This is a genomic window from Burkholderia sp. NRF60-BP8, from assembly GCF_001522585.2.
In the GTDB taxonomy this organism is placed as follows: Bacteria; Pseudomonadota; Gammaproteobacteria; order Burkholderiales; family Burkholderiaceae; genus Burkholderia.
In genome coordinates this window covers 1,407,867-1,426,998 of the sequence record NZ_CP013372.1, presented here as the reverse complement: position 1 = coordinate 1,426,998, position 19,132 = coordinate 1,407,867, and the positions used below count along the sequence as shown (strand labels likewise).

General features: G+C 66.3%; 17 protein-coding genes and 4 pseudogenes. 6 read left to right on the top strand and 15 right to left on the bottom strand.

The window, feature by feature from the left end:
- Nucleotides 1-23: 23 nt before the first annotated feature.
- The 6 genes and pseudogenes from WS54_RS33925 to WS54_RS06560 all read right to left on the bottom strand — a co-directional run.
- Complete coding sequence (locus tag WS54_RS33925) at nt 24-179, bottom strand: hypothetical protein (protein WP_034204800.1); 156 nt, start codon at nt 177-179, stop codon at nt 24-26.
- Nucleotides 180-312: 133 nt separating this feature from the next.
- Entirely contained in the window at nt 313-804 is a 492-nt protein-coding gene (gene pal, locus WS54_RS06585) for a peptidoglycan-associated lipoprotein Pal (RefSeq protein WP_034206187.1), read from the bottom strand.
- 415 nt (nt 805-1,219) lie between these two features.
- On the bottom strand, nt 1,220-2,431 hold the full coding sequence (locus WS54_RS06575; protein ID WP_059783477.1) for a porin: 1,212 nt from the start codon (nt 2,429-2,431) through the stop codon (nt 1,220-1,222).
- A gap of 214 nt (nt 2,432-2,645) precedes the next feature.
- A complete protein-coding gene (locus WS54_RS06570; RefSeq protein WP_059783478.1) occupies nt 2,646-3,224 on the bottom strand; it encodes a hypothetical protein in 579 nt (192 codons plus the stop codon).
- 43 nt (nt 3,225-3,267) lie between these two features.
- Complete coding sequence (locus tag WS54_RS06565; RefSeq protein ID WP_034206188.1) at nt 3,268-3,714, bottom strand: VOC family protein; 447 nt, start codon at nt 3,712-3,714, stop codon at nt 3,268-3,270.
- A 359-nt stretch (nt 3,715-4,073) separates the two neighbouring features.
- Nucleotides 4,074-4,547: pseudogene (locus tag WS54_RS06560) on the bottom strand (Acg family FMN-binding oxidoreductase); the annotation flags it as partial.
- A 178-nt stretch (nt 4,548-4,725) separates the two neighbouring features.
- On the opposite strand from WS54_RS06560, the gene WS54_RS06555 reads away from it, so the two are divergent.
- The gene (locus tag WS54_RS06555) at nt 4,726-5,715 is read left to right on the top strand and encodes a zinc-dependent alcohol dehydrogenase family protein (protein WP_059783480.1); all 990 of its coding nucleotides are present in this window, start codon (nt 4,726-4,728) and stop codon (nt 5,713-5,715) included.
- Between the two features lie 25 nt (nt 5,716-5,740).
- On the opposite strand, the gene fnr is transcribed toward WS54_RS06555, so the two are convergent.
- The 7 genes and pseudogenes from fnr to WS54_RS06510 form a co-directional block, all read right to left on the bottom strand.
- A complete protein-coding gene (gene fnr / locus WS54_RS06550; RefSeq protein WP_059783482.1) occupies nt 5,741-6,514 on the bottom strand; it encodes a fumarate/nitrate reduction transcriptional regulator Fnr in 774 nt (257 codons plus the stop codon).
- 319 nt (nt 6,515-6,833) lie between these two features.
- A complete protein-coding gene (locus tag WS54_RS06545; RefSeq protein WP_059783484.1) occupies nt 6,834-7,481 on the bottom strand; it encodes a response regulator in 648 nt (215 codons plus the stop codon).
- Nucleotides 7,478-7,801, bottom strand: coding sequence for a hypothetical protein (locus tag WS54_RS06540; RefSeq protein WP_236872698.1), 324 nt, complete (start codon nt 7,799-7,801; stop codon nt 7,478-7,480). Before WS54_RS06540 ends, WS54_RS06545 begins: the two co-directional genes overlap by 4 nt.
- Nucleotides 7,802-8,292: 491 nt before the next feature.
- The gene (locus WS54_RS06525; protein ID WP_059783487.1) at nt 8,293-9,126 is read right to left on the bottom strand and encodes a universal stress protein; all 834 of its coding nucleotides are present in this window, start codon (nt 9,124-9,126) and stop codon (nt 8,293-8,295) included.
- Nucleotides 9,123-9,626 carry a universal stress protein gene (locus WS54_RS06520; protein WP_059783489.1) on the bottom strand — a complete coding sequence of 168 codons (504 nt, stop codon included), beginning with the start codon at nt 9,624-9,626 and terminating at the stop codon, nt 9,123-9,125. The genes WS54_RS06525 and WS54_RS06520 overlap by 4 nt, the downstream gene beginning before the upstream one ends.
- A 69-nt stretch (nt 9,627-9,695) precedes the next feature.
- Nucleotides 9,696-10,108: pseudogene (locus WS54_RS06515) on the bottom strand (acetate/propionate family kinase); the annotation flags it as partial.
- Nucleotides 10,063-10,902: a universal stress protein gene (locus WS54_RS06510; RefSeq protein WP_059783495.1), complete on the bottom strand. Its 840-nt coding sequence runs from the start codon at nt 10,900-10,902 to the stop codon at nt 10,063-10,065. The gene WS54_RS06510 and the pseudogene WS54_RS06515, both read right to left, overlap by 46 nt.
- 194 nt (nt 10,903-11,096) lie before the next feature.
- Between WS54_RS06510 and WS54_RS06505 the strand changes: the two are divergent.
- Nucleotides 11,097-11,282 (top strand): annotated as a pseudogene (locus WS54_RS06505) (bifunctional enoyl-CoA hydratase/phosphate acetyltransferase); the annotation flags it as partial.
- Entirely contained in the window at nt 11,279-12,319 is a 1,041-nt protein-coding gene (locus WS54_RS06500) for a zinc-dependent alcohol dehydrogenase family protein (protein WP_034204811.1), read from the top strand. The pseudogene WS54_RS06505 and the gene WS54_RS06500, both read left to right, overlap by 4 nt.
- A gap of 79 nt (nt 12,320-12,398) precedes the next feature.
- Here WS54_RS06500 and WS54_RS06495 read toward each other — a convergent pair whose 3' ends face one another.
- Nucleotides 12,399-13,802 carry an MBL fold metallo-hydrolase RNA specificity domain-containing protein gene (locus tag WS54_RS06495; protein WP_059783499.1) on the bottom strand — a complete coding sequence of 468 codons (1,404 nt, stop codon included), beginning with the start codon at nt 13,800-13,802 and terminating at the stop codon, nt 12,399-12,401.
- A 502-nt stretch (nt 13,803-14,304) separates the two neighbouring features.
- Here WS54_RS06495 and WS54_RS06490 point away from each other — a divergent pair.
- A complete protein-coding gene (locus WS54_RS06490) occupies nt 14,305-15,660 on the top strand; it encodes a nitrate regulatory protein (RefSeq protein ID WP_059783500.1) in 1,356 nt (451 codons plus the stop codon).
- Between the two features lie 326 nt (nt 15,661-15,986).
- Entirely contained in the window at nt 15,987-16,829 is an 843-nt protein-coding gene (locus tag WS54_RS06485; RefSeq protein ID WP_034204814.1) for a formate/nitrite transporter family protein, read from the top strand.
- A 203-nt stretch (nt 16,830-17,032) separates the two neighbouring features.
- Here WS54_RS06485 and WS54_RS06480 read toward each other — a convergent pair.
- A pseudogene (locus WS54_RS06480) lies at nt 17,033-17,623 on the bottom strand (ISNCY family transposase); the annotation flags it as partial.
- A gap of 437 nt (nt 17,624-18,060) precedes the next feature.
- Here WS54_RS06480 and WS54_RS06475 point away from each other — a divergent pair.
- The gene (locus WS54_RS06475) at nt 18,061-19,113 is read left to right on the top strand and encodes a hypothetical protein (protein ID WP_059783501.1); all 1,053 of its coding nucleotides are present in this window, start codon (nt 18,061-18,063) and stop codon (nt 19,111-19,113) included.
- The last annotated feature ends 19 nt before the right edge of the window (nt 19,114-19,132 follow it).

The following is a 19,132-nucleotide window of genomic DNA, read 5'->3' as shown; positions in this document are numbered from 1 at the left end:
CCCGTTTTCCTGACGGTGGCGCGTCAGTAGCCGCCGCCACCGCCTCCGCTGCCGCCCGAGCCGCCATACCGGCTCATGCCCGGTCCTTGCGACACGCCGCTGCCCGACGACGTACAGCCCGCCGACAGCACGAGCACCAGCGCCGCGATCAGTGCCGCAGCCAACGTTGCCGATTTCATTGCAATCTCCTTGCAGCGCGCAGGCCACAGGAAAGGCGGTTCGCGTGAACCGCGCGTCTGCGCGATGAGAAGACGTTTCGGCGGAGCCGTTATTCCATGCTTTTTGCGTATCGCCGCGGCGGCGGCGCGTGGATCAACGATAGACGAGATCGGCGCGGCGGTTCTGCGCCCACGCTTCCTCGTCGTGACCGAGCGCGACCGGCTTTTCCTTGCCGAGGCTGACGGCCTCGAGTTGCGTGGCCGGCACGCCGAGCGTTTCGAGCGCGCTCATCACGGCCTGCGAGCGGCGCTGGCCGAGCGCGAGGTTGTATTCGGACGTGCCGCGCTCGTCGGTGTTGCCCTGGATCAGTACGCGCCGCGCCGGGTGGCTGCGCAGGTAGTCGGCGTGCGCCTGCAGCAGCGACTGAAATTCGGGCTTCACCGAGTACTGGTCGAAATCGAAGTAGATGCTGCGCTTGGCGAGTGGGCTGTTCGGATTGTTCAGATCGTCGGCCGTCACCGTCGCGACGGCTTCGCTCGAGGGCGTCGGCGCCGCGCCGGCGTTCTCGGGCGTTTTCGCCGCGTTGTGACAACCGGCCAGCAGTACGAAAGTTGCCAGGACCGCAATTCGGTTCATTTTGCTCATCGTTCGTCTCCAGCGGTTGACTGCGTTGAAAGCGTGGCGCGTGCCGTTCGCACGCAGCTGTCCGGCCGCCATGGCGCGAAAGGTCCGGCCCCGTTGCCGTGATGCAGGCTCGTAAGCCGATGGTGCGCCAGATGAAAGAATGTTGCGACCGGAACGCCGAATCGCGGCGTCGCTGCAAACAGATTAGGAAAAATGTCACAACGTGACCAGTTTCTTCGCATTTTTTGCGCAAACGCGACAGTCGGGAGGCATTCTTGCTTCCGCGAACGGTGTGCGGCATGCGTTGCATGCCACAGCGACAAGGCCGCGCACGAGGCGCGGCCTTGTCGGTACGGCAACGGGAAGCGGGTGATGCGGGAAGCACTCGCCGGACGCCGTCGGTCGTCCGCGTGACGCCGCAGCGCACGCGGCCTCGTCAGAACTTGTGCCGCAGCCCCAGCGCGACGACGGCCTGGTTGCCGTTCGCGGAAGGCGTCAAGGTCCAGACGGTCGCGTTGAACGCCGGATGGCCGTTGCCGCCGCTCACGCTCTGGTACGTGCCTTCGAGATACGCATCCGTGCGCTTGGACAGCGCATAGTCGGCCTGCGCGACGACCTGGTTCCATTTCGGGCGCGTCTGGCCCGTGCGGGTGTCGAAGCGGCCCATCGTGTACGTGTACGCGGCGGCGACGCTCAGCGCACGCGTGACGAAGTAGCGTCCGTCGATCGTGACGTTGTCGAACACCAGCGATTCGCCCTTCAGCGGCACGATGTTGCCGCCCTGGAGCACGCCCGTCACGCCGTCGGTGGTCGAATGCGACCACGCGGCGCCGACCGAGTGCGGCCCGAACGCATAACGCCCGGCCATCGCCCAGATCTGCTGGTTGCCGCCCGTGATCGTCGCCGAGCCGTCGACCGTGCTGAGCGCGCCGTCCGGGTTCGGCGCATTGCGGTCCCGGCTGATCTTCAGGTAGCCGGCGCCGAGCTTCAGCGGCCCGTTCTCATACGACACCCCCGTGCTCCACACCGCGTTGTTGGAGAACTGGCCGGCCGTGTTCGAGAACCCGACCATCGCGCCGAACCTCAGCCCGCGAACCGTCGGGCTCGTGTACTTCACCGCGTGGTTGATGCGCAGGTTGCGGTTCGAATCGTCGTTGTCGTACGGGTGGACCGCGAGGTTGCCGCCCCAGCCGGGGCCGGACGCACCGAGCGGCGTCACGAAATCGAGGATCAGGTCGTACTGGCGGCCGAACGACAGCGTGCCGGCCGTCTGCGAACTCAGCCCGATCCACGCCTGGCGGCCGAACAGGGCGACGCCTTTCTGCGACAGCTTGCCGGTGGTGCCCGAGAAGCCGTTTTCGAGCGCGAAGACCGCGGCCATTCCGCCGCCGAGATCCTCGCGGCCGCGCAGCCCCCAGCGCGACGCGTTCAGTGCGCCGCTCGTCATCGCGACGCTGTCGCTGCCGGGCGAGCCGGCACCGCGCGTGCGCTGGTTGGTCGAGAACGTGATCGAGGTGTCGATCAGGCCGTACAGCGTCACGCTGCTCTGGGCAAGCGCGACATCCGGCACGAAGCCGCTCAGGCAGGCGGCGATGACGGTCCCCGCGACGCGTGCGCCGGCGTGCTGGTTCGTGTGGAAGGAATGCATGGGTGTTTGTTGTTGGACCGGCCTGGCGGCCGATTGAATCGGGCGGCCATTATTGGAGATCTTTCGGCGGCCGATTAAGGCGTTGCACAGGAAAGGTCCTCTGCGGAATCGCTCGGAATCGCGATGCGTCGACTGCGGGGAAGCGGTCGGGAAGGGAGCGTGCGTGGAGGGGCGTGCGGTTCGGCACGCCATCGCGCGACGGCGTGCCGAGCGCCTAGCGGCGGGCGATCGGCAGCGCCGCGTTGGCGCCGCCGCTTCGATAGGCAGCACGAACGGCGTTTGTCCTCGCTTCGAGCGCTTCCGGTGAAATCCCGGGTCTCAGCCGCACGACGACGCGCGGCAACTCGGCCAGTTGATTGCGCAATTGCACGATCGACCGGCAGCAACGGCAGGCCGCCGATTGCGCATTTGGGGCCGATACCGCTTCGGCAAGCTCGGCGGTCCATTCGACGCCGCGGTGGCGCCTGACCTCGTCGAGATGCGGCAGATAACGCGCGTCGCCCGACAACGCGATCAGCAGTGCGGCCCAGTGCGCGCCGCGCCAGCCATGCCGCATGTCGCGTGTCAGGTCGGCCAGCAGCGCGTCGTCCAGCGCGGACAGGCTTTGCTGGCACAGATAGTGGAAGTCGAGCGGCCGATAGCGGACATGCGGGTAGTCGCGCAGCACCTGTCGGAGTTCGACGCCGGTATCGACGGCGGCGGCGAGAAACCGTTCGGCAGGCGCCGGCCGGTTCAACTGCAGCGTCGGCACGCCGAGGAAAAGCCGGCCGATGTCGTCGGGGTGGTAGTGCATCGCGGAAGTCGGGGTGATCGCTCGGGTATGCCGTCCGGATCGCTCACTGATCGCCGGACATCAGCGCCGTGTAACGCCGCTGCATTTCGTCGGGTTCGACCGCTTCGATCGTATGCCCGATCAGCCAATCGTAACCGAACGGATCGCGAATCCTGCCCGAACGCTCGCCGTAGAACTGGTCCTGGGGCGCGCGCGTCACGCGCGCGCCGGCCGCGACGGCGGCGGCGATCGTCGCATCGGCATCGTCGACATGAAGATGGAGCGCCATCGGCGCGTTGCCGTCCGGGTCGAGCGCGAAGAGATCGTATTCCGGGAACTCGTCGGAGATCATCAGCGTGCATGGCCCGAGCTGCAATTCCGCGTGACCGATGCGCCCCGACGGCTCGACGAGCCGGAATTTCTCCTGCGCGCCGAATGCCTTCGCATAGAACGCGATGGCATCCTCCGCGCGTTTGGCGCGCAGATACGGAAAGACTTCGCGAATCGCCATGGTGCCCTCCGGTGGATGGTGTGGGTGTGGCTCGATCCTATCGCGCATTTTGCTCCCGGTCTTGAACGAAATTGACCGCTGCGCAGATGGCGGCGAACGCCACGATGCACGCGTCAAACCATCTTCCGGCCGAATCCGCTGGAGTCGCTCTGACCCTGAGCAGAATTCGTTCCGGTCGGAGGGGGGAATTTTCGGCTCGCGAATCCCTGTTCCAGCCGATCGGCACGGATACCGGCTGGACGCCGTGACCCTGAACCGCGAACGGACGCTTGACACAGCTCAACCGCAATCGCCGGCGTGGCAATACAGTCGATTCCGGCGGCTGCGCGAAGCGGCGCGCGACCGTGTGGGGTACTCACGGCTTGGTCGGCGCCTTCCGCGATACCGGCCTCGATCAACGCGTGCTGGATCGCTTCCGAAACCGGGCCGGATTCGAACGGTGCACGTGTCCTGACGCGCGCCGGAATCGCATCGAACAGTGTGCCGAGGGCGGCGTCGGAATAGCCGTCGTCGCAGATCCGGACCTGCGCCAGCAGATCGGGGTCGACTTCGGACGGAAACGTGCCGATCGTATGGGCGAGCCCGGCGTGATCGAGCGCGACGCGCAGATTGAGCAACGCCGCCCCGCAACTGATGATCAACTCGCGGTCGAACGGATCGACCACGGGCAACGCGCGCACGCGGTCCGCGCACAACAAGATCGTGTTGCCGTCGACCAGGAAGCGCCACGGCTGGGAATTGTGGCTGGACGGCGCCAGCACCGCGTAGCCCACCAGCGACCTCGGATCGCGGTCGGAACGCGTGCTGGCGGCAAGCGGGGGAACGGATATCATCGATCATCTCCAGGTCGCCGCGCCCGCGGCGTCACTCACGCCACTTCATCGTGTCAGCAACCGTCCGGCGGCCGTTGACCCACGTCAAGCGTCCGTCACCGGACGGTGCACGCGCGACGGGCGGCGACTAGCCTGTGAAAGCGAAGCGCGCGAAGACGATCGCGCGGGGAGGGGGAACATGCTTGCGATGACGTTTGACGGCACGACGCCGCATTTGCGCGAAACGCACGTGCCGGACCCGTCGCCCGCGGCGGGTCAGCTGCTGATCGACGTGCACGCGTGCGGCGTATGCCGCACCGATCTCCACGTGGTCGACGGCGAGCTCGCGCACCCGAAGCTGCCGCTGATTCCGGGGCACGAGATCGTCGGCACCGTGCGCGGGCTGGGCGAAGGCGTGACGGGCTTCGCCGTCGGTGACCGGGTGGGCGTCCCGTGGCTGGGCTCGACATGCGGGCATTGCACGTATTGCACATCCGGCCGCGAGAACCTGTGCGACAGCCCGGGTTTCACGGGCTATACGATCGACGGCGGCTATGCCGAGCGCGCGGTCGCCGACCACCGGTATTGCGTGCATCTGCCGCGGCGCTATTCCGATCTGGAAGCCGCGCCGCTGCTGTGCGCCGGCCTGATCGGTCACCGAACCTTGCGCATGGCGGGCGATGCGCGCCGGATCGGCCTCTACGGCTTCGGTGCGGCGGCGCATCTGGTCGTGCAGGTCGCGCGGGGGGAGGGACGCAAGGTGTTCGCACTGACGAAGCCCGGCGACGCCGTGGCGCAGCAACTGGCGCTGTCGCTGGGCGCGGCATGGGCCGGCGGCAGCGACGAAGCGCCGCCGGAGCGGCTCGATGCCGCGCTGATTTTCGCGCCGGCGGGGGCGCTGGTGCCGGCTGCGCTGCGGGCACTCGACAAAGGCGGGATCGTCGTATGCGGCGGCATTCACATGAGCGACATCCCGAGCTTTCCGTACGCGTGGCTATGGGGCGAGCGCCGCATCGCGTCGGTGGCCAACCTGACGCGTGCGGATGCGGCCGCATTCATGCGGATCGCCGCCGCGACACCGCTGCGGGTCGAGGCGGTACGCTACGCGCTGACGGACGCGAACCGCGCACTCGACGACCTGCGCGGCGGACGCGTGTCAGGCGCTGCCGTGCTCGGTATGCACGACTGATCCGCTCGACGCCGCCGCGGCGCGGTCAGATTTGCCGCAGGCCGTCCGAATCGACGATCCGGATCTGCTTGCCTTGGGCCGCGACGAGCCCTTTGTGCTGGAACTTCGACAGCATGCGGCTGACCGTTTCGAGCTTCATCCCGAGATATTCGCCGATCTCGTCGCGCGTCATCCGCAGCACGAATTCCGCGGCCGAGTAGCCGCGCGCCTTGAAGCGGGCGGAAAGGTTCAGCAGGAACGCGGCCACGCGCTGTTCGGCGCTCATCGTGCCGAGCAGCAGCATCTGCGAGGATTCGCGCACGATCTCGCCGCTCATCATCTGATAGACGTGATGCTGCATCGGCCGCACTTCGCGGCACATCTGTTCGAGCTGACCGAACGGAATGATGCAGACCGTGCTGTCTTCGAGCGCGATCGCGTCGCCGTTGTGGCACCCGGCGTGCACGCCATCGAGCCCGAGCGACTCGCCGACGATCTGGAAGCCGGTGATCTGCTCGTCGCCGTCGCGATGCATGACGATCGTCTTGAACGAGCCGGTTCTCACCGCGTAGATGCTGTTGAACGCATCGCCCGAACGAAACAGCGTTTCGCCGCGCTTGACGTGGCGCGTCGTGCAGATCATCGCGTCGACGCGGGCGAAATCGTCGGGCGAAAGATCGGGCGGCATGCACACGGTACGCAACGCACACGTCGAACAGCGGGACGCGGCGCGCTTGGGCTGGTCCCACGGTTCGACAGGGCGCATCGGGATGAACGGGCGTAACGGCATGGTCGTCGAGACTTCGGCACTGCTCTGCATGATCGGCTCCAGTTCGGGGCAGCGGCGGTTCGCCGTCGGGCGGGATCGCGCCGGCCGTTGTACCGGCGGCCTCGGTTTCCGCCGCCTTCGTGTCGGGAGTGCCTGCCGGACGCGCCGCGAGACCGTTACGCCGGCCTCGACGACGACGCTGCGTTGGCTCCGGCTGGCACGCAGGGTTGTTTTTCTTGATGTCCAGTATGGATGTTGCGCGCCGTCAGGAAAATCAGCCGCAATTGAAGTTGCGGTAGGAGAGAGGGAAGTCTTGTAGGAGGTTTCCTACAGGGGTGCGGCGTCTTGTCGCGAGCCTCGGATGCCGCCGTCAGAGCTCGTCGGGATCCTCGAACAGCTTGTGGCGCATCGCGTAGCGCACGAGGGCCGTGTCGTTCGGCATCTGCATCTTTTCGAGGATCCGCGTCTTGTACGTGCTGACGGTCTTGACGCTGACGCACAGCGCCTGCGCGATTTCGGAAATCGATTCGCCGGTGGTGACGCGCCGGAACACGTCGAACTCGCGGTCGGACAGGCGCTGGTGCGGCAGGAGATCGGTCGGTTCGTTCAGGCTCTGCGCGAATTGCTCGGCCATGGTCAGGCTCACGTAGACGCCGCCGGCCGCGATCTTGGTCAGCGCGGCGACCAGTTCCGCGCTCGCGCTTTCCTTGGTCATGTAGCCCGAGGCGCCCGCGCGGAATGCGCGCACCGCGTATTGCTGCTCGGCGTGCATCGTCAGCACGAGGATATGCAATCCCGGTTTCTCGTCCTTGATCTGCTTGATGAGTTCGATGCCGTTGCGGCCGGGCATCGACAGGTCGAGCACGAGCACGTTCGCGGCCGTGTCGCGTATGAGCTCGATCGTCGACGCACTGTCCTGCGCTTCGCCGACGACGTCGAAACCGCTTGCGTTCTGCAGGATGTGCCGTAGACCGTCCCGGACGAGCGCGTGGTCGTCGGCGATGAGTACGCTGATCATGACAGCACGTCTCCTTGCTGGATGGCGTGAAGCGGCAGCGCCACGGTGAACGTGAACCGCGCTCCCGGCCGGTTGTCGATCGTCGCCGGACCGTCGAGCATGCGCGCTCGCTCGCGAATGCCGATCCGCCCGAACGGCGGGCGATCCTGGCTGGCGCGTGGATGTTCCGGCGCGCCGTGGCCGTTGTCCGCGATGCGCGGCATGCAATAACCGTCCAGCGTCGGCAGCGCGGCCGGCGCGGCCGGCGCGGCATATCGGGCAACCGGCCGGATCCGGTGCGGAGCCGGCCTGGCCTGGAAGGGAGACGCATTCACTGTCATGGCCGTTCATCCTGACGGATTTCGTCGACGGCGGGCGGCGGGCCGGACGCGGGGCACGAAAAGCGGCGGGGCAGGCGGGAATTGCGATATCGCCGTGAATTGTGCGCGTTTTACCGACGTTCGCCAATCGGAACCGATGCGTATGGGCGGCGCCGCGCGTGCTTGGCCCGCGTCAACGGAAAGGCGGGCGGCAGGATCAGAGTGGTTCGAACCGGGACGACATGGCGCACGTGCCATGTACCGAAGCATCTTTGCTGCATTCGACGACAACCGCAGCGCGCGGCGTGGGCTCGACGAGGCGATTTCGCTTGCCCGCGCCGTGCGTTGCTCGCAGCGTCGCCGAATCGCTGGCGCGCATCTCGGAGCGGCCGGCGCTGGTCGTACGGAAGAGGCCGGGCGCGTGCGCAGACATGCCGTGACGACGCGATTGCAATGACGGCGGTCGTCGCCGGAAGCGGGCAGCCCGCACGCGGCTGCCCGTTTTTACGTGCTCAGTGAGACAGCAGCACCGGCACCGTCATCGTCTCGAGGATCGCGCGGGTCGCGCCGCCGAGCACGCGTTCGTGCATGCGGACATGACTGTACAGGCCCATCACCAGTAGATCCGCGTGCAGGTCGGTCACGCGGTTCAGCAGCGTCGCCCCCACGCCGACCGACCGCGTGCGCGGCGTGGTCGAGAACGACGCGCGAATGCCGTGCCGTTCGAGATAGGCGGCGACATCGACGCCCGGTGGCGTCTTGTCCGGATCGGGATGCCCGCGCGAGACCGTCTCGACGTTGACGAAGCGCGCGCGGGCGAGCAACGGCAGCGCATCGGCCATCGCGCGCGCGGCCTCCCGTCCGCCGTCCCAGCCGATCAGCACGTTCTCGCCGATCGTTCGCACGTCACCCGCGTAAGGCACGACGATCGCCGGGCGTCCGCCGCCCATCACGACGTCCTCGACGAAATGGCGCGCCACGTAGGTCGTGCGGTCGTCGGGATCTTCCTGGCCGAGTATCAGCAGGTCGGCGTGGCGCGCATGCAGGATCGCGGCCTCGGTCGCATTGCCGGCCGGCGCTTGCCATTCGACGCTGCGGCCGGCACGTTCCGCAGCCGTCAGGAATCGCTCTTCGGCTTCCTTGCGGCGCTGGTCGCACAGACGTTCGTAGACGGCCAGCTTCAGCGGTTCGTCGGGCCGCCGCAGCGGCTCGAAGAGATCCTGGCACACGACGTAGAGTCCGACCAGATGGGCATTCCAGCGTCCCGCGAGTTCGAGCGCGAGATCGACGCGCGTGGCGCAGCGCGCGCTGTCGTCGAGATGGACGAGCAGGGTCTTGTAGCTCATGACGGCTCCTTTTCGGTGGATGCGGCCGTGGCTTCGGCGGACGCTTTCGCTGCGGCGCTCGCCGGAATCATCAAGACCGGGCACCTGGCCTGACGCAGCACGCGTTCGGCCACGCTGCCGAGGAACAGGCGCTGAAAGCCGCGCCGGCCGTGCGTGCCCATCACGATCAGATCGGCGTCGATCTCGCCCGCGAGACCGACGATCCGGTGCGGGATGTCCTCGCCTGCCGGCGCGACGTTGGAAATCCGCGGCGTGCCGGCGATGTCGCGCGCCCTCATGCGCCGTGCGGCGTCTTCGGTCACGCGTAATCCTTCTTCACGGAACGAGTCGACCAGGATCGACGGGTCGTATCCGTACATGTCGTAGGCCGGCACCAGAAAATCGACGACGTAGACGGGGGTCAGCCGCGCGCCCGTTTCCGCCGCGAGATCCAGCGCGACGTCGAGTGCACGGGACGACGTGTCGCTGCCGTCGAGCGCAACCAGAATGTTCGAGTACATGGCATTTCCCTTGAACGGATGTGGACGAAACCATCATCGGCGCGTGGGGGCCGCGCGCGCTGATCTGGATCAAGCGTCCCGGTTGCCGCGTAGCACGCGCATCGCGGCACGCGCTGCGATCCACGCGTCGTTGCTTGGCTCGACGACCACCGTGACCGCGCTCGACGCACGCGACACGCCGTGTGCATTGTGCGCATTCGCGCGCGCGTCGAGCTCGATGCCGAGCCAGCCGAGCGATGTGCAGATCCGCTCGCGCAACGGCGCCGATTGCTCGCCGATGTCGGCCATGAAGACGCGCATGTCGAGGCCGCCGGGCAGGGCGGTCAACGCGCCGGTCTCGCACGATCCGGTGAACATACAGCGCCAGCGCATCACACGCGAGCGGGGTCGCCGGCCGCCTCGCACGCGAGCGGCGCACGCGTACGCATCGACCGCATCAGTGCGACATCAGCACCGGCAGCGTCATCGACGCCAGCACCGTGCGCGTGGCGCCGCCGATCATCAGTTCGCGCCAGCGCGGATGGCCGTAGGCGCCCATCACGAGCAGGTCGGAGCCCGTTTCATAAGCGCGCGACAGGAGCGTGTCGCCGACCGACGCGCCGCTGCCGGTCGCGATGTCGAGCACCTTCACGTCGCGCGCGTGGCGCGCCAGCATCAGCGCGGCATCGGCGGCCGGAATCCGTGTGGGTGCGGACTCCGAATCGCCGTCGACCACGGCGACCACCGTCGTGCGCTTCGCATGCTCCAGGAACGGAAGTGCGTCGTGCGCGGCGCGAGCGGCTTCTCGACTGCCGTCCCAAGCGACGAAAACCCGCTCGCCGACTGACGGAAATTCTCCCGTGTACGGCCAGAACAGCACCGGGCGGCCGGCGGACAACACGAGGTTCTCGGGAAACTGATCGTCGATATAGGTTTCGGGATCGTTCGGGTCGCTTTGGCCCGCGATCACCAGATCGGCGAGTCGCGCGGCGCGCGGCACGGCCACATTCGCGCGCTCGTCGGCGCGAACCCAGGTTGCCGGCACTTTTGCACGAGCGGTTTCCGCATGAAACAGACGCTCCAGCGCCGCGCGCCGCTCGTCGCGCGCTTCGCGATGCGCCCGGAAATAGTCGGCGGAACCGGCCATCACGTAGAACGAATGCGGCTCGGGTGTGTAGACCGCGAACAGCCCGGTGAGATGCGCGCCGAAGCGCCGGGCGAGATGCAACGCGAACTCGAGACGCGAATGTGCGCGAGCGCTCGTATCGAGGTGCACGACCATGCTTTTGTAGCTCATCGGAATCGCTCCATCGACGGGTGATCCGCCAGTGCAATCCAGTCTACGAAGCAGGGTTTCCACGCGCTTGACTCAGATCAACGGCAACGATGCGCGATACCCGCACAGTGAGGCGGTCGCGACGCCGAGGCCGCGCAAAGTGACGAGGCGGATGTCGATCCATTGACCCGATCGAAAGGGGAAGGCCGATGAGCCTGGGTGGCGCCGCCAGCGCGGGCATCGTCGTCGGCGCACGCGTGCCGATCGTGCTGACGCGCCGCGCCGACGGTGTCGCCGTCCGGGTCGCATCCTGCGCGCTGGCCGCGTTGCTGGCGCGGCAACGGCACGCACCCGCGTCGATCGACGAACCCGCAATTTTTTCGATGGAGGAACGGCGATGAAAGCACTCGTGTACCACGGGCCGGGGCGCAAGGCGCTCGAGGAACGCCCCGAGCCGGAACTGCAGTCGCCCACCGATGCGATCGTCCGCGTCACGCGCACGACGATCTGCGGCACCGATCTGCATATCCTCAAGGGCGACGTACCGACGTGCGAACCCGGCCGCATTCTCGGCCATGAGGGCGTCGGCATCGTCGAGCAAGTGGGCGCCGCGGTCGAATCGCTGAAACCGGGCGATCACGTGCTCATTTCATGCATCTCGTCGTGCGGCCGCTGCGAATACTGCCGTCGCGGACTCTATTCGCACTGCACGACCGGCGGCTGGATCCTCGGCAACCGGATCGACGGCACACAGGCCGAGTATGTGCGCATCCCGCACGCGCAGACGAGCCTGTACCGGATTCCGGCGGGCGCGGACGAGGACGCGCTCGTGATGCTGTCCGATATCCTGCCGACCGGATTCGAATGCGGGGTGTTGAACGGCAAGGTGCAGCCGGGCTGCTCGGTCGCGATCGTCGGCGCGGGTCCGATCGGGCTGGCCGCATTGCTGACCGCGCAGTTCTACTCGCCTGCGCAGGTCATCATGATCGATCCGGACGACAACCGGCTCGAGATCGCGCGGCACTTCGGCGCGACCGACTGCTTCGACGGCCGTGCCGGCGACCCGGTGGCGCAAGTGATGAAGTTGACCGACGGCGTCGGCGTGGATTGTGCGATCGAGGCGGTCGGCATTCCGGCAACGTTCGAAATGTGCACGTCGCTGGTCGCGCCCGGCGGGGTCGTCGCGAACGTGGGCGTACATGGCGTCAAGGCGGACCTGCACCTGGAGAAGCTGTGGGACCGCAACATCTCGATCACGACGCGGCTCGTCGACACGGTCAGCACGCCGATGCTGCTGAAGACCGTGCGCGCCGGGCGTATCGACCCGACGCGCCTGATCACGCACCGGTTCTCGCTCGACGACGTCGAGCGCGCGTACGACACGTTCGGGCGCGCCGCGCAGACCCACGCATTGAAGGTCATCATCGAAGTCCGTTGACGGGCCGGTGGCGCGACGGGGACCGGTGCGCAACCTCCGATTCCCGCCGCGCCCGATCGGTGTCTCGTCGGTACCGTGGTCAGGAGGAAAGGGCAGCCGGCTCGCACGCATCGCCCGATTCGACCGCATCGAGATCGACGCTCTGCGCGTAAGTCGGTACTTCGCACGGCCAGTGCAATCGCTCCGAAATGCGCCGCCGCAATGCGTCGGCCGCTGCCGGCTCGCCATGCGTGACGAAGGTTCGTACGGGCGCGGGCCGCATCGTGCCGAGCCACTGGAGAATCTCCTCGTAGTCGGCATGGGCGGACAACGCGGCGATCGACTCGACCTGGGCGCGCACGCGCACGTATTCGCCGTGAATCTTGACGGTCGGCTCGTGCGCGGCCAGTGCCGCTCCGCGCGTGCCGGCAGCCTGATAGCCGACGAGGGCGATCGTGTTGCGCGCATCGGGCGCGTAGCGGCTCAGGTGATGGAGTACGCGCCCGCCCGTCGCCATGCCGCTTCCGGCGATGATGACCATCGGGCCGTGGTGTTCTGCAATCGCCTTCGATTGCTCGACCGACCGGATCATCGTCGCCGCGTGGCCGAGCGCGTTCGCTTCCGAAAGCGTCAGCCGGTGCTCGAGGATATGGTGGCGATAGATTTCGGTCACGTCGGTCGCCATCGGGCTGTCGACGAACACCGGCACGCGCGCCATGCGGCCGGACGCCTTCAGTCGTGCGATGTAATGCAGGATTTCCTGCGCGCGGCCGACGGTGAAGCAAGGCATCACGACGACCCCGCCTCGCGCGAACGTCTTGTCGAGCAGCGTGGCCAGCTCGTTCTCGGGGTCCGATGCGGGATGCAGCCGGTCGCCGTAGGTCGATTCGACGACGAGATAATCGGCATGCGCCGGGGGCAGCGGCGGCTGCATGATCGGGTCGTGATAGCGTCCGAGGTCGCCCGAGAATGCGAGCACCTTGTGATCCCAGTGCATCACGACGCTCGCGGCGCCGAGAATGTGGCCGGCCGGCAGCAGGCGGAACGCCAGCCCGCCGCCGAGCGCGGTGCACTCGTCGAACGCGACGGGCTTCAGCAGGTGCAGTGCGCGCTGCGCGTCGTCCAGCGTGTAGAGCGGTTGCGCGGGATGATGCCTCGAGTAGCCGTGGCGATTCGCGAAGTCGGCTTCCTCTTCCTGCAGCCGCGCGCTGTCGCGCAGCATGATGTCGCAGAGTTCGGCCGTGGCTGCCGTGCAGTACACCGGGCCGCGAAAGCCTTCGCGCGCCAGCACCGGAAGATAGCCGCTATGGTCGATATGCGCGTGCGTGAGCACGACCGCGTCGAGCGTGTCGGGCGCAACCGGCAACGGGCTCCAGTTGCGCAGCCGCAGGTTCTTCGTGCCCTGGAACAGGCCGCAATCGACCAGCACGCGGGTATTGCCGTGCTCGATCAGGTATTTCGAGCCGGTCACGGTTTCGGTCGCACCAAGAAAAGTCAGTTTCATGGATCGCCTCGCGGGAGTGGACGGAGCAGTGAATCGATTACAGCGCGGATGCGTACGAAGCGATTGATGGAAATCAGGGATTGCAGTATCCGTGTCCCGGGCGGGCGAGGTTCGTCCGTCAGCGGTTGCGGCTCCGGTTTGACGTCGATCAACGCCCCCGGCCGGACGGCGACCCGATGGTGATCGTATACGTTGCGGCGATGTGTGATTTCGGCTTGCCGCGACGCTCGATGTACGCTCGCGTTGCCTCGAAGTAGCTGAACGTCGACTCTGTCTGCGTGAAGTGCAGCATCCTCAAGCGGCTCGTGGCGTCATCCACGCCCACCAGCAGCGTGCATTGCCATCCGGGAGCGAGTAAAGCTCGTTTTTGAGCGGCGCCAGATAGACCGCCTTGTTGCGGACCGCGCCTTCGTCACGAATCTTGACGTGCAAGGCGTCACAAAACAACGATTATTGTCTGCACTACACTGCACCGAGTCCCTGTCGACGGTCAGTATCCACCATGCCCGCCACCGCCTTGCAATTCGCACTGCTCGCCAAGCATCAGGAAATCGCGTCCCTGCGCCACTTGGCCGAGCAAATCGAATTGGTCGACCTGCTCGGCCGCCTGATCCATGCGCTGCAGCGCGAGCGCGGCGCCACCAGCATCTATTTGGCGTCGAGCGGCAAGCGCTTTGTCGCCGAACGCGCGGCTTCGCGCGGCGAATCGGCGCCGCTCGTCGCGCAGTTGCGCGCGCGCCTGGATCTGGAGCTGACGCCCGCACGCGGCTCGACGTCGCGCCTGCTGTCGCTGATCGCCTGGGTGCTGCTCGACCTGGAATCGCTGGATGTGCTGCGCGAACAGGTCGACCATCTTGCGCTGTCGGCGCCGGATTCCGTCCAGGCGTTCAGTACCGTGATCGGCGGCCTGGTGGAGCTGATTTTCCAGTTTGCCGACAGCGCGGCGGATCCGTCGGTGTCGCGCACGCTGATTGCTCTCGTCCATGTCGTCGAGGGCAAGGAGGAGGCGGGACAGGAACGCGCCGTCGGCGCGCACATGTTCGCGGCGGGCACGTTTTCGGCGGACCAGCAGCAGCGCCTGCTGTATCTGATCGCCGCTCAGGAGCGCAGTCTCGAAGTCTTCGCGAGCTTCGCAAGCGCGGCGCAAAACGCATGGTGGGAAAACCGCATGACGGAGCCGCACATGGCGGCGCTCGAGAAGCTGCGCCGCGTACTGTGCACGGCGCACGCCGGCGATGCGCTCGATACCGCCCTGAGTGAAGCATGGTTCGACGCCGCGAGCGCCCGCATCGACGATCTCTGGCACCTTCAGATTGCGCTGACGCTGCAGGTGCAGGAAACGTGCAACGCGCGAATCGACGACGCGCACCGAACGCTGCGCGACTCCGAGCGCCTGATGGCGCATTTGCGAAACAATCCGCCCCCGCATATCCAGGCGCTCGCCCAGTTCTTCGCCGGCGATCCGTTGTCGGCGCGCGCGGCGGTTCACGAACTGCCGGGACGCCTCTCCGGCTCCGACCAGTGGACGCTCGCCAGCCTGAAATCCCTGCTGGAGTCGCAATCGGCGCGATTGGCCGGCGCGGAGGTCGAGCTCGACGCGGCACGTCGTGCGCTCTACGAACGAAAGCTGGTGCAGCGTGCGAAAAATACGCTGATGACGCGCTTCAGCCTGCGGGAGGACGAAGCGTATCGGATGCTGCAGAAAGCGTCAATGGACGGCAATCGGCCGCTTGCCGATATCGCGGAAGACGCGCTGACGTCGCCCGAGCGATTCATCGACGAGCACGCGCAGCCTTCCGCGCGACGCCGTACGCAGCGAAGCGCGTCGCGGACACCGCACGACGACGGCACGACCTGACAGGAATGCACCGCGCTTCACGCACCGCGGCGGCGCCCGAAGCGCATGCACGAAGTGCAGTTTGCACCGCGCGAGTGCGATTCACTGCGTTCGGCTGCGGCATGCTCCCGCGGGCATTTCGCGTTCGGCCAGCCTGCATCGAGATATCTCCGTCACTGGTATGGAAATTGCGAACATTTCGGTCGTCGGGCTAATGGCGGCCTGACGATCGCGCCATGTCCAACCGTGGCGGCCGATTACGTGGATAACAGCGTCCGCGCCAGGCACTCGCATGTCGAGCGAGTGCCTGGCGCGTTTTTTTTCGTCCAACTTTACGAGCGCACACCATGGCCTACCTCACGCCCAACGAATTCGTCACCAGGATGGTCGACGCCGGTGAATCGAAGCTGTCGATGTCGACCCGCGATACGCTGATTCGCGCGTACATGGCTGGCGCGATCCTCGCGCTCGCAGCCGCCTTCGCAGTCAGCATCACGATCAACACCGGCAACGCACTGGCCGGTTCGCTGCTGTTTCCGGTCGGATTCTGCATGCTGTACCTGCTCGGCTTCGATCTGCTCACGGGCGTCTTCACGCTCGCGCCGCTCGCGGTGATCGATCGCCGGCCCGGCGCGACCTGGGGAGGCGTGTTCCGCAACTGGACGCTGGTGTTCTTCGGCAATTTCGCGGGCGCGCTGACGGTCGCGCTGTTCATGGCGATCATCTTCACATTCGGCTTTTCGGAAGCGCCGAACGCAATCGGACAGAAGATCGGCGGTATCGGCGAAGCACGCACGCTCGGTTATGCGGCGCACGGCGCCGCCGGCATGCTCACGCTGTTCGTGCGCGGCGTGATGTGCAACTGGATGGTGTCGACCGGCGTGGTCGCGGCGATGATGTCGACGTCCGTACCCGGCAAGGTGATCGCGATGTGGATGCCGATCCTCGTGTTCTTCTACATGGGCTTCGAGCACTCGGTCGTGAACATGTTCCTGTTCCCGTCCGGCCTGATGCTCGGCGCCCACTTCACGATCGTCGACTATCTGCTGTGGAACGAGATCCCGACGGTACTCGGCAACTTGGTCGGCGGGCTGGTGTTCGTCGGCGCGGCGCTGTACAGCACGCACTACAAGACCGCACCGAAACGCGCGCCCGCTTCGCCGGTGGGTGTTGTTGCGCGCAAGGCCTGATCGCGCTGCGCAAGCCGCAACCGAATGCCGGCGAGGCACGGCGCCTGAACGGGCAGGGCGCCCACGTTTGGTTCACCAGCTTTGGCAGACCGACGGCCAGGTTTGTTTGGCGGCGCTGCGGTTTGCCGACGTTGCGCCAGATCCACGATCACATGCTCGACGTCGGCCTGCGTGATCTCGCGTTGCTTCTTCTTGAACGCCCCAGGTTTGCCGTGCCGTTCGATGTATGCCCGTGTTGCCTCGAAGTAGCTGAACGTCGACTCCGTCTGCGTGAAATGCAGCATCATCAACCGGCTCGTCGCGTCGTCCACATACACCAGCAGCGTGCAGGCCGGCGCCCGTTCCTCGAACCACCGATGATCGCTGCCGTCGATCTGGATCAGTTCGCCCAGGCACGCGCGTCGGGCTCGTGGCTGATACACCTTCGGCGGCCGCTGTCGACGCGGAATCCAAAGCCCAGCGTCCGTCATCAGCTTCCTGACCGTCTCCTTGGCCAGCCGAATGCCGTGGCACTCCCAGAGCTTCTCGCACGCCAGCGTCGGCCCGAAATCAGCGTAGCGCTCGCGAATAACGGTCAGGGCACGTAACGCCAGCCCGTCGTCGAGCTTGCGGTTGCCCGGCCGGCCGCGACGGCCCGAAGCTACGCCGCTGGCTCCTTGCTCTCGATATCGGATGATCAGCCGTTCCACCTGGCGCACGCTCAGGCCCAGCCGTTCAGCCGCACGCCCAGGCTTCAAGCCCGTGTCCACCACGGCCTGGATTACCTTGAGTCGATCAAGCTCTCGCATCGTCAGTGTCACCAATCCGGCTGGCTGCATGGTCGGCTCCCGGGCTTACTCAACGAGCCGTCCAGCATGCCAGCAGTCAAAAACACGACATCTGTAAATAGCCAGAACACGACATTAGGATATGGCTGCTACAACACAAACTGTCGATAATTCACGTTATGTAAAATTAAAACGCCGTGGCTAATCGGTATGTCACTGCTTGTCCCATTCCCAAGAACGGCCTGATCCATCCGGCCAGTCCGATGCGCGACTAACGCACCGCATCCCTCGATTCCCGGGCAGCTCACAACGGCTCGTCCCGAGCGTCCCTTCCTCCTGTGTCCTTCATCCCGCGACGTCGGGCAGCGCTGTCGGCCCGTAGACCATCTGCGTGCGCCGGCTTGCTGTTAACGCATGCCCATTCGCGGGCCCTTTCCCATCCACGAAATCACCGGAGCCCGTTCATGGATATCGATCGTCACCGTATCGGCGGCACCTTGGGGATCGCCGCATGTTCGTTTGCCGCCGCACTTTCTTTCGCCGTGCAGGCGCAAGGAGCGACCGCCTGCTATGCCGTCGACATGCGCGGTGGGCCGCTCTACGTCACGTCGGATGTGTTGCGCGAAGCCGCGCTCAGGGTCGCGGACGCGAAAGTCGACACTGTCGTCGAGCGTATGCCGCTGAGGCCGGAAGCGCCCCCGCCCGACCCGAAACGTTGCGACGGGGCGAACGATCGCCTTCCTGCGGCCGGTCCCGACCAGCGCAACTACTTCGGCAACGTCGTGAGCCCGTTGAAGTTCCTGCGTCTCGCGGCCTATCAATGCGCTGGCGCAGGAGGCCGGAGCCAGTTCTTCTCGATGAACGAGGCCATTTATTATCGCCAGTGCGGAGGCGGACAATACTCGAACTACATTCACTTCTGGGGACGAGCGAACGGGAACTCGAGCACGTGTTTCGCCAGCGACTACCCGACGATGTTTGCCAGGGCCGCCAAAGACAGGACGCCGGCGGAGCTGCTCAAAGCGATGAAGACGGTTTACGCGGGCGGCCTGAGCGGAGCCGACGCGAACGATCAGGCGCTCGGCAACGCGATGGCGGCGATCTTGATCGCCGAAAGCAATCGCGACTATCTCGTCAATCTCGAGAACTACATGCTGCTGGACCTGGCCGACCTGAAGAAGGCCACGCCGGAGCAAATCATCGGGGGCCACTGCGTGCCGAATGCCGACTCCTGCCAGAACCGCCGCGAGTCGCAGGACGGCAAGCACCCGCTCGCGTGGGGCGGCGCGCAGGAAACCATGATGGTGAACGGCTGGGGCCAGGCGGCAGGCGCCAATAGCCCCTTCGGCATGAAATTCGAAGGCGATCTGTCCGGCGAGTGGGCAGTCGCGAAAGGAAAGGTCAAAAGCGCGAAGGTCGCCGAATGCGGCAAGGTTCCGCCCGCCTACCGAGATCTGAACCCCGACCAGCAGAGCGCAGTGAGACGCGTCTTCGAGGGCATTCTGCCGATCCGCTGAGGTTCGCCGTGGTCGACGC

What these genes read in the sequence shown, in the direction of transcription:
- WS54_RS33925 (WP_034204800.1), bottom strand. Translation starts at nt 179, where the DNA reads ATGAAATCGGCAACGTTGGCTGCGGCACTGATCGCGGCGCTGGTGCTC.
- pal (WP_034206187.1), bottom strand. Translation starts at nt 804, where the DNA reads ATGAGCAAAATGAACCGAATTGCGGTCCTGGCAACTTTCGTACTGCTG.
- WS54_RS06575 (WP_059783477.1), bottom strand. Translation starts at nt 2,431, where the DNA reads ATGCATTCCTTCCACACGAACCAGCACGCCGGCGCACGCGTCGCGGGG.
- WS54_RS06570 (WP_059783478.1), bottom strand. Translation starts at nt 3,224, where the DNA reads ATGCACTACCACCCCGACGACATCGGCCGGCTTTTCCTCGGCGTGCCG.
- WS54_RS06565 (WP_034206188.1), bottom strand. Translation starts at nt 3,714, where the DNA reads ATGGCGATTCGCGAAGTCTTTCCGTATCTGCGCGCCAAACGCGCGGAG.
- WS54_RS06555 (WP_059783480.1), top strand. Translation starts at nt 4,726, where the DNA reads ATGCTTGCGATGACGTTTGACGGCACGACGCCGCATTTGCGCGAAACG.
- fnr (WP_059783482.1), bottom strand. Translation starts at nt 6,514, where the DNA reads ATGCAGAGCAGTGCCGAAGTCTCGACGACCATGCCGTTACGCCCGTTC.
- WS54_RS06545 (WP_059783484.1), bottom strand. Translation starts at nt 7,481, where the DNA reads ATGATCAGCGTACTCATCGCCGACGACCACGCGCTCGTCCGGGACGGT.
- WS54_RS06540 (WP_236872698.1), bottom strand. Translation starts at nt 7,801, where the DNA reads ATGACAGTGAATGCGTCTCCCTTCCAGGCCAGGCCGGCTCCGCACCGG.
- WS54_RS06525 (WP_059783487.1), bottom strand. Translation starts at nt 9,126, where the DNA reads ATGAGCTACAAGACCCTGCTCGTCCATCTCGACGACAGCGCGCGCTGC.
- WS54_RS06520 (WP_059783489.1), bottom strand. Translation starts at nt 9,626, where the DNA reads ATGTACTCGAACATTCTGGTTGCGCTCGACGGCAGCGACACGTCGTCC.
- WS54_RS06510 (WP_059783495.1), bottom strand. Translation starts at nt 10,902, where the DNA reads ATGAGCTACAAAAGCATGGTCGTGCACCTCGATACGAGCGCTCGCGCA.
- WS54_RS06500 (WP_034204811.1), top strand. Translation starts at nt 11,279, where the DNA reads ATGAAAGCACTCGTGTACCACGGGCCGGGGCGCAAGGCGCTCGAGGAA.
- WS54_RS06495 (WP_059783499.1), bottom strand. Translation starts at nt 13,802, where the DNA reads ATGAAACTGACTTTTCTTGGTGCGACCGAAACCGTGACCGGCTCGAAA.
- WS54_RS06490 (WP_059783500.1), top strand. Translation starts at nt 14,305, where the DNA reads ATGCCCGCCACCGCCTTGCAATTCGCACTGCTCGCCAAGCATCAGGAA.
- WS54_RS06485 (WP_034204814.1), top strand. Translation starts at nt 15,987, where the DNA reads ATGGCCTACCTCACGCCCAACGAATTCGTCACCAGGATGGTCGACGCC.
- WS54_RS06475 (WP_059783501.1), top strand. Translation starts at nt 18,061, where the DNA reads ATGGATATCGATCGTCACCGTATCGGCGGCACCTTGGGGATCGCCGCA.